This window comes from Geodermatophilus sp. SYSU D00663 (assembly GCF_054050655.1).
Genome location: NZ_JBJGZT010000009.1, coordinates 88,784 through 100,802, shown reverse-complemented (window position 1 = coordinate 100,802; position 12,019 = coordinate 88,784). Strand labels below are relative to the sequence as shown.

Below are 12,019 nucleotides of genomic sequence, written 5' to 3'. Positions count from 1 at the left end.
CCGGCTGCATCGGCACCGGAGCCGTGCTCGGGGCCGCGGTGGCCGCCGTGCGGGCACCGCACGGCTGAGGCGGTGGGCACCGGCGGCGCCGGGGTGGTCCGCCGGCCGGGGTCGTCCCGACGGACGGGATGTCGCCGGTCGGGGACCGCAGGGCGGGACGCCGACGCGCGTGCGCGAGCTGCGGGTGCCGGTCAGAGGGGCCGGGCGAGCTCGGCCAGGACCCGTCCGGTCAGGCGTCCCGGGAGCGCCGGGTCGGCGGGTGGGCGCTGCTCCCACTCCCCCAGCCGCACGGAGGTCTCGACGACCAGCCGGCAGCGGTCGAACCGCCGCTCCCCGAACCCGAGCAGGACGGCCGGCACGTCGTCGTCCTCGGCCAGCACGTCGGCGAGGACGACGGAGTCCTCGATCGCCAGGCCGACGCCGTAGGCCATCTGCGGCGTGGTGGTGTGGACGGCGTCCCCGACCAGCACCGTCCGGCCGCGGGACCACGGCAGCGGGACGAGCAGCGACTGCAGCGACCGCACGTCGACGTCGTCCACGCGGTCCGCGACCAGCGGCACCGCGCCGCCGAAGGGGCGCAGGCGCTCGCGGAAGGCGGCGGCCAGCCGGTCGGGGTGCGGGCGCTCCACGCCGCGGTCGGGCTCCAGCAGCCAGACGTAGAGCGAGGAGTCCGACACCGGGACGACGCCGACCTTCCCCCGCTCCGGACCTCCGTCGAGCATCGAGTACCGCGTCACCTCGGGTGGCCGCGGGGCCGGCGCGCGCCAGATCAGCTGCCCGTTCGGCCGGGGCTCGGGCGCGGCCGGCAGGACCAGGGCCCGGGTGCGCGAGTGCAGCCCGTCCGCGCCGACGACCACGTCGACGACCTCGGTCGTACCGTCGGAGAGCCGGACCTCGACCCGGTCCCCCCTGTCGGCCAGCGCGGTCACCGTCGTGGCCGGCCGCAGGTCCGTGCCCGAGGCGGTCACCGCGGCGACCAGGACCTCGCCGAGCGCCGCCCGCGAGATGGCCACCGAGGCCGGCCTCCCCTCGAGCAGGGACGGCGGCCTCAGCACCGTCCGCACCGTGCCGCTCGCGTCGCACAGGTCGATCTCCTCGTGCGCGCGGCCCCGCTCGAGGCAGGCCTCGAGCAGCCCGAGGGAGTCCAGCGCCCGCAGCGGCGCGCTCTGCAGGACCAGCCCCGGACCCGACGGGCGGATCACCGGGTGCGCCTCCACCAGCACCACGTCGGCTCCCCGGCCGGCCAGGGCGACCGCGGCCGTGCACCCGGCCGGTCCGGCGCCGACGACCAGGGCCCTCACGTCGCCGCCTGCAGTCGCGGCGCCGCGGTCCGGGGCGATCCGGCGCCCAGCCACAGCGGCATCACCGACGGCCGGAACAGCGCGTCGACGACGAGCAGCGCGCCGCCGGTCGTCCCCTCGCGCGGGTCGAGGGAGGAGGTGCGGACGGTCAGGGCGCGGGCGGCCAGCTCGATGGCGCCGTCGTACACCGCGCGCTCGAACTCCGCGAAGAACTGCGGACCGGACCGCAGCACGCCACCGCCGAGGACGAGGGTGCCCGGGTTGGCGAAGTTCACGATGCCGGCCACCGCGGTGCCGGTGACGCGCCCCGCCCGGGCCACCGCGGCCCGGGCGGCCTCGTCGCCGGCGGCGGTGGCGGCACCGATGTCCTCCCCGGTGATCCGACCGGTGCGCGCCAGGCACTCGGCCAGCACCGGGCTGCGGCCGGCCCGCGCCTCCCCGGTCAGCCGCCGGACCAGCGCCCAGCCGCCGGCGACCGCCTCCAGGCACCCGGTCTTCCCGCACCGGCAGACCGCGGACGGGTCGTCGGTCACCCGCACGTGGCCGATGTCGCCGGCGGCACCGCTGTCCCCCCGGTGCAGCCGCCCACCCGTGACCAGGGCACTGCCGATGCCGGTGGCCACCTTGACGAACAGCAGGTCGCGGCGCTCGCGGGGTGTGCCGCGTTCCCACTCCCCCAGCGCCATGAGGTTGACCTCGTTGTCGACCCAGACCGGCGCGTCGTACCGGACGCCGAACCGGTTCCGGACGTCGGCGCCGTCCCAGCCCGGCATCATCGGCGGGGCGATGACCCGGCCGGTCGCGACGTCGACCGGCCCGGGGAGGCCGACGGCCACCCCCCACACCGGCCGCTGCGGCACCGCGGCCAGCAGGTCCCCGAACAGCGCCTCGACCCGGGACAGGACGCGCTCGGGCCTGTCGCGGACGTCGATCCGCTCGAACCGGTGGGCGAGTCCGGTGCCGGCGAGGTCGCTGACCGCCGCGTGCAGGGACACCGCCCCCAGGGACGCCGAGAGCACCAGGCCGGCCTCGGTGCGCAGCCGCACCGCCCGTGACGGGCGGCCCCGGCTGCCGGTGGCGAGGGGGTCGACCTCCGCGAGCACGCCGAGGTCGACCCCCTCGCGCAGCCGGTCGTTGACGACGGTCCGGCCCAGCCCGGTCACCGCCTCGAGCTCCGGCCGGGTGACCGCGACGCCGGTGCGGACGAGGTCGACGATCTGCGCGAGGACGAGGACGTCGCGCGCCGACGGCGGCCGGGTCACGGGCCCTCCTGGAGGGGGACGACGGGTCAGTGCCGGGCGGCGGCCGCGGCCGCGGGGGTGGCCCGGTCGAACCGCGACGGGTCACCGGCGTAGTAGGGCCACACCCGCCACCGCGCCGCGCCGGTCCGCTCGGGCGGTCCGAGTGTGACCTGCCCGGTGGCCGCCCACTCGACGCCGCGCACGAGCAGCGTCATGAAGGGGACCTTGCGGAAGGTGTCCCAGTCGTGCCCGAGGACGATGCTCACGCTCCGCCCCGCACCCCACTCGTTGGCCCACGCCAGCGGCTGGTCGGTGTCCATGCCGGGCAGGTCCTCGATCCCGCCGGGCGGGATGTCCACCGGGGTGTGCGCGTTCGGCCAGCCGGCCCGCCGGTAGGTCGCCACGTCGTCGAACACGGTGAGCAGGACCGTCGCCGACGGGTCCATCCGCGCGCCGGTCAGCACGTCGTCGTTGACCACGGACCACTCCGCGGGCAGGCCCTCGGTGATGGCGTGGCGCGGCTCCGGGAACCGGACGGTCACCTCCGCCTGGGGGCGGGGGCGCAGGCCCGTGGTCCTGCTGAGCGTGGCCCCCCGCATCCGGTCGAACTCCTCGGGCCAGCCCCACTCCGGCTCCTGCACGGAGGAGCCGTGGAACCACAGCACCCCGCGGCCCTCGTCGCGGACGAAGCGGATCAGCGCCTGCTCGGTGGTGTCCCCGAGCCGCTCGGCCGGCGAGTGGTAGTCGTCCCGGCCCTCGTACATGACCAGGACGACGTCGAAGCGGTCGAGCAGTTCGTCGCCGACGCCGCGGAACTCCTCGAGCACCCGGACGCGGAACCGGCCGGTCGACTCCAGCAGCGCCGTCAGCATGCCGGTGTGGTGCCGGAAGCTGCGGTGCTCGTTGTCGTGCTCGACGGTGACCCGGCCGGTCGCGATGAGGACGTCGAGCTTGTCCCCGCTCACGCCTGCGCCGCGACCGACCGGATGTACTCGACCGACCTCGTGGTCTCGACGGTCGGGAAGTACTCGAGACCGATCGGGCCGTCGTAACCGGAGGCGCGCAGGACGGCCAGCTGGGCGGGCCAGTCGACGGCGCCGCTGCCGGGCTCGCCCCGGCCCGGCGCGTCGGCGAGCTGCACGTACTTGACGTGGCCCGCGGCGTTCGCCAGCTCGGTCGCCGGGTCCTCGCCCTGGGCGATCGAGTGGTAGAGGTCGTAGAGGATCCCGAACCGGTCGCTGCCGATGGCGCGAGCGACGTACACGGCGTCCTCGGTGCGGTCGGTGAGCGCGCCCGGGTGGTCCACCCGGGAGTTGACCGGCTCGAGGACGAAGTCGACACCCGAGTCGCTGTGCCGCTCCACCGCCTCCCCGTACATGTCGATGATCACCTGGTGGTTCCGCTGCCGGTTCATGCCCGGGAAACCCACGCCCGAGGCGAGCACCACGCGCGGGCAGCCGAGGAGCTTCGCGTGCTCGACGGCGACGTCCAGTCCCTCGTGGGCCGGCGCGAGGTCGGTGCCCGGGAAGGTGAAGCCCATCCGCGGGCCGGCGAGCAGCGAGGTCAGCTGCACGCCGGTGTCGGCCAGCGCCTTGCTCAGCGAGTCGAGGTCCTTGTCGGTGGAGAACCACATCTCGACGGCGTCGAAGCCGGCGGCCGCGGCGGCGCGGACCCGGTCGCCGGCGTCGGCACCGGCCTCGGTGAAGAGCAGTTCGATGTTGGCGGAGAGCTGGTACACGTCAGGAGTCCTTCTCGGAGAGGGCGGCCGTGATCGACCGGCGGATGAGGTCGTGCTGCTTGCGGACGAGGTCGACCGGGTCGGCCTCGTCGAGGTCGGCGAAGGCGTGGCCCTCCCACTCGCTGGAGAAGAAGCCCGAGTACCCGCCGCGGACGAACTCGCGCACGATCGCCGGGTAGTCGATGGCCGGCTCGTCGCCGTGCTCGTCGATGTCGTAGAACTTGGCGTGCACGTGCGTGATCTGCGGCATGATGTCGGCCCACTCGGCGGGGTCGACGTGGCCGTGCATGTTGAACGCCAGCCGGGCGAAGGAGCCGAGCGACTCCGGGGCGGTGCCGCGGGAGTGCAGGTACTCGACGAACTCCCCGTGGCGGGCGTTGATGTCCGCGTCGGTGGCCCAGATCCGCTGCAGCTCGTCGAGGTCCTGCTGCGACAGGCCCATCCTCCCGAGCTTGCGCAGGATCGTCGGCGACATGGCGCGCATGGTGGAGCTGAAGTCGGCGACGAAGCCCAGCCGCTCCGAGCCGATCTCCGCGTACGTCTCGCGGATCTCCAGGACCTTCGGCGAGTTCGGCCCGAGCGGGGCGTGCAGCTCCCAGCCCATGGTGAGGTCGAGTTCCTCGGCCACCGGCAGCAGCCGGCGGATCAGCTCCGGCTTCGCGCTCTGGATGCGCACCAGCGGGAAGCCGAGCGCGTGCGCGCTGCGGAACTGGGCGACGGTGAACTCGAACTCCTCGTCCGGCGTCATGTCCCGGTCGCGGCGGCGACCCGTGTCGAGGTTGCAGCCGAACGAGCTGGGCACGAAGCCGTGCCGGTCGAACGCGTCCCGCCAGTCCCGGACGAACTCCGGCGTCACCTCCGGGTAGGTGCGGATCGTCTGGGAGGCGACGATCTCGATCCCGGGGCCGATGCCCGCGGCGTCGACGACGTCGAGCAGGCCGGCCAGGTCGTAGCGGCCGGCGGCCCACTCGCTGGTCAGCGAGTAGAGCGTGAGCCCGAGCGTGATGCCGCTGCCCGGCACGGCGGGCTCCGCGGCACGCGCGGGAGCGGTGGCGGTCATCGGGCGGCTCCGTGCGCGATCAGGGAACGGCGGTCGCGGGCGTGGTTGGTGACGTACGTCGTCGGCGCGATCTGCATGTAGGGCAGCCGCAGGTCGACGGTCACCTCGACGTCGACCTCCTGCCCCTCGGCCGGCGGCTCGTCGAGCGGGACGACGACCACGAGCCGGTCCTGGACGAACCAGAGGACGTCCCACTGCTCCCGGAGCTCGCCGACCCCGAAGACCCGCTCCCCCAGCTCGACCCGCAGGTCGTCCTCGGGGACCGCGCGGCCCTCGACGGAGACCGCGATGTCGCTGACGCTGGACAGCCAGAGGCTGCGGTACCAGGGCAGGGTGAGCGCGATGCCGAGGCCCTCCGGCCGCCGGACCAGGCTGTCGGCGGTGAGGACGGTGTCGCCGGTGGCCATCAGGAGACGCCCTCCGGTGCGGCGCCCTCCACGAGCGGCCGCAGCTCGCGCTGCACGAGGTAGCCGGCGAGCAGGGCGCTCGCGGCCGGGTGCGGGCTCTGGTCGCTCTCCACGACGATCCAGCCGGAGTACCGCGCCGCCAGGAGCGCGCGGGTGACCGCGGCGAAGTCGACGAGTCCGCCGTCCACGCCCGGCTCCCCGAACCAGCGGGGCACCTCGCGGACGCCGCCGCGGGCCCGGACCGTGTACTCGGCGGCCGGCTGCAGGTACTCCTCCTCGGCGTCGACGGCGAGGGCGTCCTTGAACTGGACGTGCCGGATCCGGTCGCCGTGCTGCTCGATCACCCGGACCGAGTCCACCCCGGCGACGGCGTCCTCGCCGGTGTCCACGGCGAGGCCGACCAGGTCGGGGTCGGTGCGCGCCAGCAGCCGCTCGAGGGCGTCGCCGCGGCGCAGCGCGGACAGGAAGTCCACGTGCAGCGCCGTCTCGACGCCGTGCTGCCGGGTGGTCCGGGCGACCCGCTCCCAGCAGGCGGCCAGCCGGCCGATCGCGTCGTCGTCGAGGGGCTCCGCCGCCCCGGCCGACGGTGCCGGCCGGACGAGCAGGACCGATCCGCCGAGCTCGGCGAGGGCCGCGGCGAACTCCCCCGCCCGCTCGGCCAGCGCGGGGGCGTCGTCCGCCGACAGCGGCGACAGCGGGCCGGTCAGGTGCTCCGTCGAGCGCTGCATCGGGTCCCACGCCCAGCTGGAGACGCAGTCGACGGCGCAGTCGGCGAGGAAGGCGCGGAAGCCGGCGAGGGAACCGAAGTTCGCCTCCAGCTGCTGCGGGTTGCCCAGCGGCTCCCAGCGGCCGCTGCCCGAGGTGAGCTCGACGCCCTCGAACCCGGCGATCGAGAGGGTCTTCAGCGCCCGCTCGTGCTGCTCGCGGCGGACGAAGTCGTCGAACTGGGGCTTCCACTGGTTGATCGCGTAGGACCACCGGACGCCGCTCACCGGTAGATCTCCTCGAGGACGTTCTTCGCGTACCAGCGGGAGATCGCGGTGCTCTCGGAGTAGTCGCCGCCCTCCTTGTTGGCCTTGTCGTGCTCGACGGAGATCCAGCCGCGGTACCCGTTGTCCCGGACCGCGGTCATCATCGCCTCGAAGTCGACGAGCCCGTGCGGGGTGCCCATCTCGTAGAACCACTTCCCGGTGGTCGGCGCCATGATCTCGGAGTCCGGCCGGTGCCGGTGGTCGTCCCCGGTCGCGACGTTGCGGGTGTCCTTGAAGTGGAAGCCGCTGACCCGGTGCGCGTGCCGCCGGTACAGGGCCACCGGGTCGACGCCGGCGATGCAGTGCTGCGCGGTGTCGACGAACAGCGACACGTACCGCGGGTCGGTGTGCTCGTAGAACAGCTCGATGTCCGGCTCGCTCTGGATGCCGCAGAAGAACTCGTGGTGGCAGGTGAGCCGGACGCCGTGGCTCGCGGTGATCTCGCCGACCTTGTTCCACAGCTCCGCGGTGGTCTTGATCTTGTCCGCGGTGACCGGCTCCATGTCGTAGTACAGCGTCGCCGGCATCACGATGATGTTGTCGAGCCGGATCTCCGACCAGCGGCCCATGGTCACCCGGAAGTCCTCGAGGATGTTCTCGTGGGTCTCCGGCAGGTGGGGCGCGTAGTTCCGCAGGTCGTAGTCGGCGGCGTGGAAGGTGTTGACGATCCGCTCCAGGCCGTGGTCCTGGACCATCTCCTGGTACTTCGCGGGACCGCCGTAGTCGCCGAGGATCTGCCAGATGCGGAAGTCGAAGGTGTCGATGGCGTCGAAGCCGGTCGCCTTCACCTGCTTGAGGAACGCCGACATCGTCCTGTGCGAGTGCCACTGGTCGACCGGCCCCGAGGGCCCGTTGCTGCGCCAGTGGTCCATGTAGCTCCACTTGACGCGCCGCTCGCCGGCGTCCGTCCCGGGTGCGCTCATCGCTTGGCCACCCCCAGCTCGTGCTGCAGGTACCAGCTGTTGAGCATCGCCAGCTCGGCCGGGTTGCCGCCGTGGTCGCTCTCGACGACGACCCAGCCGGGGAAGTCCCGCTCGCGCAGGGCCGCGACGAAGCCGGGGACGTCGACCAGCCCGCCCTCGGTGCCCAGCTCGAAGAACCAGCGCTCGATCCGCCGTCCGGCGCCGCCCTTGAGCATCGTGCTCTCGGCCCCGGGCATGAGGTACTCCTCGCCGGTGTCGGCGTAGCGGGTGTCCTTGAGGTGCACGTGGGTCACCCGGTCGGCGTGCTCGCGGTAGAAGGCGACCGGGTCGATGCCGCCGATCGTGAACTCGGCGGTGTCCAGGGCGAGGCCGACGGCGGCCGGGTCGGTCGCGTCGAGCAGCGCCGTCAGCTCGTCGGCGGTGTGCACGGCGCCCAGGCAGTCGTAGTGCAGCGCCAGGCCCAGGCCGGCCGCGGACGTCAGCTCGCCGATCCGGTTCCAGACGTCGCCGACGACCTTGATCCCGTCGGCGCCGAGCGGCGGGCTCATCCAGGCCGAGCCGACCGGGCGGACGACGAGCTGCTCCGCGCCGACGCCGGCGAGGAAGTCCACGAACGGCTTCGCCCACTCGACGATCGCGTCGTGGTCGTCCGGGTTCGCCGTCGAGCGGAAGGCGTACCCCTCCTCCTCCTCCGCGGGCGCCTGCGGGTCCCAGAACAGGCTGGAGACGCCCCGCACCTCCGCCCGGCGCAGGAAGTCGAGGAAGCCGGCGTGGCTGCCGTGGTTGAGCAGGATGACCTCGGGGCGGCTGATGTTGTCCCAGCGGCCGGTGCCCGACGCCAGCTCGACGTGGTCGAACCCGCAGGCGGAGACGGTCTTCAGCGCGCGCTGCTGGTCCTCGTGCCGGACGAAGACGTCCAGCCGGACGTTCCACTGGTTGAGGGCGTAGGCCCAGCGCAGGGTGTCCTTCATCGCGCGCTCTCCAGTCCGCGGCGCGCCTCGGCCTCGGCCTCGGCGAGCACGTTGTCGATGTACCACTTGGCCACGGCGGTGGCCTCGGCGTAGCTGCCGCCGCCGAGCTCGGCCTTGTCGTGCTCGACGGTCAGCCAGCCGTCGTAGCCGGAGGTGACGATCTCCTTCATGAGCGTCGGGAAGTCGACCAGGCCGCCCTCGCCCATCTCGTAGAACCACCGGGTCACGTGCGGCGCCATCAGCTCCGGGTCCGGCGGCGTGCGGTAGGCCTCGTGCTCGTCGACGTTCCTGGTGTCCTTGAAGTGGAACCCGGTGCAGCGGTCCCGGTAGTCGCGGAACAGCTGGATCGGGTCGACGCCGGCGATCGTGTGCTGGGCGGTGTCGCAGAAGAAGAAGACGTACTCCGGGTCGGTGTACTCGAAGAACAGCTCGAGCTGCGGGCGGGTGCGGATGGCGCCCCAGAACTCGAAGTGGCAGGTGGTCTTCATCCCGTGCTCGAGGGTCAGCCTGCCGACCCGGTTCCACAGGTCCGCGACGACCTTGATCGTGTCGTCGGTGACCGGTTCGGTCTGCCAGTGGGTGGACGTCGGCATGACGATGAAGTTCTCGACGCCGGTCAGGCCCTCGCAGGTGCGCAGGGTGTTCGTGCAGTCGGCGACGATCCGGTCGTGCGTCTCCCGGACGTGGGGCGCGGTGTACCTCGTGGCCGACGGGTAGGCGGAGAAGATCCCGGTGATCTTCTCGAACCCGTTGTCCTGCAGGAACCGCTCGAAGCCCGGCACCGAGCCGTACATCCCGGCGAGCGCGTGCAGGTAGAAGAAGAAGGTGTCGAAGCCCGTGAAGCCCAGGGCGGACAGCTGCTTGACGTACCGGTCCATGTAGGCGCGGTTGAACGACGGGGGCTGCGGCCCCTGCGGCGTCTCCGTCACCCAGTGGTCCATGTAGGACCACTTGGTCCATGCCACGGTCGGTTCCCCTCTGCCGGAGCCCGGCGGGTCATTTATGCATGTTCCGTACAGAAATCGTGGCGACCGGTGACCTGCGGCACAAGCTCATCCGGTCGATGCCCGGCATCAGCCGGGCTGATGCCGCCCCCTGCGCCGGCCCGGCAGCGCCAGGCCGAGGAGGCAGGCGGCCAGCAGCAGGGCGGTGCCGCCGAGCAGGCCGGCGGCGAACCCGCCGGTCAGGGCGGCCTCCCCGGGGTCACCGGCCGACGCCGTCCGCGCGGTCGCCAGCGCCACCAGGGCGGCGAGCCCCACGGCGCTGCCCACCTGCTTGGCCGTCGTGAGCAGGCCCGAGGCCAGGCCCGCCCGGTCGCTCCCCAGGCCGGAGGTGGCCGTCACGGTGAGCGGCAGCCCGGCGACGCCGAAGCCGGTCATCGCCAGCACCAGCGGCACGAGGACGTCCCGGGGATAGGAGCCCTCGACGTCGATGGCCGACAGCCAGACGAGCGCGGCCGCGCTCAGCAGCGTCCCCAGGAGGAACACGCCCCGCGGGCCCAGCGGGTCCAGCAGGCGGGGGGCCAGCTGCGCGCCGAGCGCGATGCCCACCGCACTCGGTGCCAGCGCGAGCCCGGCCGTCAGCGGGTCCAGGTCCCGGACCTGCTGCAGGTACAGGACGAGGAAGAACATCATCGCCGGGAGGACGCCGCCGGTCAGCGCCGCCAGGCCGTTGGCCACCGACACCGGCCGGACGCGCAGGACCGACAGCGGGACCACCGGCTGCGGCACCCGGCGTTCCACCACCACGAAGGCCGCCAGCGCGGCGACCGCACCGCCGAGGCAGGCCAGGGCCGGTCCCGACAGCCAGCCCCGCTCCTCCCCGAGGATCACCGCGGCGACGAGGAGGGCGGTCCCGGCCGTCACCGACACCGACCCCGGCAGGTCCAGGCGCCCCCGGGTGTGCCCGGGCGGCCGGCCGGCCAGCGCGCCGGCCGCCGCGACGACGAGCAGCGCCCCCAGGGGGACGTTGACGAACAGCACCCACCGCCAGCTCAGCAGGCCGGTGAGCACGCCGCCGATGACGCCTCCCAGACCGCCACCGGCGGCGGCCGCCGCGGTGAGCAGTCCGAGCGCCCGCGCCTTGGCCCGCGGGTCGGGGAACCCGGTGGTCACCAGGCTCAGCGTCGTCGGCACCAGGACCGCGCCACCCACGCCCTGCACGAAGCGCGCCGCCACCAGCTGCCAGCCCTCCTGGGCCAGACCACCGGCCAGGCTGGCCACGGAGAAGATCGCCAGCCCGGCGAGGAAGGCCCGCCGACGGCCCCAGAGGTCGCCGACCCGGCCGCCGAGCAGGAGGAAGCCGGCGAAGGTGAGCGTGTAGCTGCTCACCACCCACTGCAGGCCGGTGGCCGAGAGGCCGAGGCTCTCCTGCATCGGCGGGAGCGCGACGTTGACGATCGAGGTGTCGAGCACGCAGATGAACTGCGCCGCGCACGCCACCGCGAGGACCAGCCCGGGTCGCCGGACCTCGCCGGCGCGCGCGACGCCGGGAGCAGGGGACGCCGCGGGGGCGTCCACCTGCTCCGGGGTCGCGGCGCCCACTACTTGAACGTGTCCTCGAACTCGGTGTACGGCGTCGGCGGCACCGGGTCGAGCGTCTGCGCCCGGTCGTTGGCGTACGGGTGGTAGACGGTCTCCACCGGCTCGTCGACCGGCGGCAGGAAGACGGGGACGCCGTCGTCGCCGAACCAGGCGAGCTGCGAGTCGTGGCTCTCCTGGTTGTCCTTGGCGAAGGAGATCCAGTCCCGGTTGAACGGCGCCCGGGCGACCTCGTAGCAGCGGAAGTGCCAGATCCGCCACTCGCCGTCCTGCTTGACGAAGTCGACGCCGTACTTGCACCACACCCAGTGCGCCCACACCGGCTTGCCGTCGACCTCCCCGCCGGAGAAGACCCACGGCGGGACGCTCTCGGCGACCTCGGGGTCCATGAGCCCGGACTCCAGGCCGGCCATGATCCAGATGCCCTTGGCGGTCTGCCCGTCGGCGCCGACCTCGATGACCGGGGTGGTCGCGTAGTGGAACAGCAGCTTGCCGACCGGGCGCGGGCGGCCGCGGTGGTAGGCGGTCACCGACTCGTAGGTCGTGTAGCGGCCGACGTTGTTGTAGCGGGACCACATGCCGGGGGTGCCCGGCTTCGCCCAGAGCTCGGCGATGATCCGCTCGTCCTCGTAGGCGTTGTGGTAGTGCATGTAGCGGTTGAAGACGTTGTCCACCGCGCCGCGGTCGGCGGCGCGGGTGGCCTCCCGCCGTGTCTGCTCCAGCTGCTCCTGCAGCTCGTCGACGCGTCGGGCGAGTGCCTCGACGGAGGTCTCCGTGGTCGTCATGCCGGCTCCTGTCCTGGGGGGG

The 12,019-nt window shown here is 73.5% G+C and carries 12 protein-coding genes; all 12 read right to left on the bottom strand.

Annotated elements, in window-relative coordinates; genetic code table 11:
* Positions 1–191: 191 nt before the first annotated feature.
* Positions 192–1,301: an FAD-dependent monooxygenase gene (locus ACI79Z_RS09165; RefSeq protein WP_387988116.1), complete on the bottom strand. Its 1,110-nt coding sequence runs from the start codon at positions 1,299–1,301 to the stop codon at positions 192–194.
* Complete coding sequence (locus ACI79Z_RS09160; RefSeq protein WP_456902422.1) at positions 1,298–2,563, bottom strand: ROK family protein; 1,266 nt, start codon at positions 2,561–2,563, stop codon at positions 1,298–1,300. Before ACI79Z_RS09160 ends, ACI79Z_RS09165 begins: the two co-directional genes overlap by 4 nt.
* Before the next feature lie 26 nt (positions 2,564–2,589).
* Positions 2,590–3,507, bottom strand: coding sequence for a ThuA domain-containing protein (locus ACI79Z_RS09155; RefSeq protein WP_387988114.1), 918 nt, complete (start codon positions 3,505–3,507; stop codon positions 2,590–2,592).
* A complete protein-coding gene (locus ACI79Z_RS09150; RefSeq protein ID WP_387988113.1) occupies positions 3,504–4,280 on the bottom strand; it encodes a TIM barrel protein in 777 nt (258 codons plus the stop codon). Before ACI79Z_RS09150 ends, ACI79Z_RS09155 begins: the two co-directional genes overlap by 4 nt.
* Position 4,281: 1 nt before the next feature.
* Entirely contained in the window at positions 4,282–5,340 is a 1,059-nt protein-coding gene (locus ACI79Z_RS09145; protein WP_456902421.1) for a sugar phosphate isomerase/epimerase family protein, read from the bottom strand.
* Positions 5,337–5,747: a C-glycoside deglycosidase beta subunit domain-containing protein gene (locus ACI79Z_RS09140; protein WP_456902420.1), complete on the bottom strand. Its 411-nt coding sequence runs from the start codon at positions 5,745–5,747 to the stop codon at positions 5,337–5,339. Before ACI79Z_RS09140 ends, ACI79Z_RS09145 begins: the two co-directional genes overlap by 4 nt.
* On the bottom strand, positions 5,747–6,739 hold the full coding sequence (locus tag ACI79Z_RS09135; RefSeq protein WP_456902419.1) for a sugar phosphate isomerase/epimerase family protein: 993 nt from the start codon (positions 6,737–6,739) through the stop codon (positions 5,747–5,749). The genes ACI79Z_RS09140 and ACI79Z_RS09135 overlap by 1 nt, the downstream gene beginning before the upstream one ends.
* Entirely contained in the window at positions 6,736–7,701 is a 966-nt protein-coding gene (locus tag ACI79Z_RS09130; protein ID WP_387988109.1) for a sugar phosphate isomerase/epimerase family protein, read from the bottom strand. Before ACI79Z_RS09130 ends, ACI79Z_RS09135 begins: the two co-directional genes overlap by 4 nt.
* Positions 7,698–8,672, bottom strand: coding sequence for a sugar phosphate isomerase/epimerase family protein (locus ACI79Z_RS09125; RefSeq protein WP_456902418.1), 975 nt, complete (start codon positions 8,670–8,672; stop codon positions 7,698–7,700). The genes ACI79Z_RS09130 and ACI79Z_RS09125 overlap by 4 nt, the downstream gene beginning before the upstream one ends.
* Complete coding sequence (locus tag ACI79Z_RS09120) at positions 8,669–9,637, bottom strand: sugar phosphate isomerase/epimerase family protein (protein WP_387988107.1); 969 nt, start codon at positions 9,635–9,637, stop codon at positions 8,669–8,671. Before ACI79Z_RS09120 ends, ACI79Z_RS09125 begins: the two co-directional genes overlap by 4 nt.
* 108 nt (positions 9,638–9,745) lie before the next feature.
* Entirely contained in the window at positions 9,746–11,215 is a 1,470-nt protein-coding gene (locus ACI79Z_RS09115) for an MFS transporter (protein ID WP_456902417.1), read from the bottom strand.
* Entirely contained in the window at positions 11,215–11,997 is a 783-nt protein-coding gene (locus ACI79Z_RS09110; protein ID WP_387988105.1) for a nuclear transport factor 2 family protein, read from the bottom strand. Before ACI79Z_RS09110 ends, ACI79Z_RS09115 begins: the two co-directional genes overlap by 1 nt.
* Between the last annotated feature and the right edge of the window lie 22 nt (positions 11,998–12,019).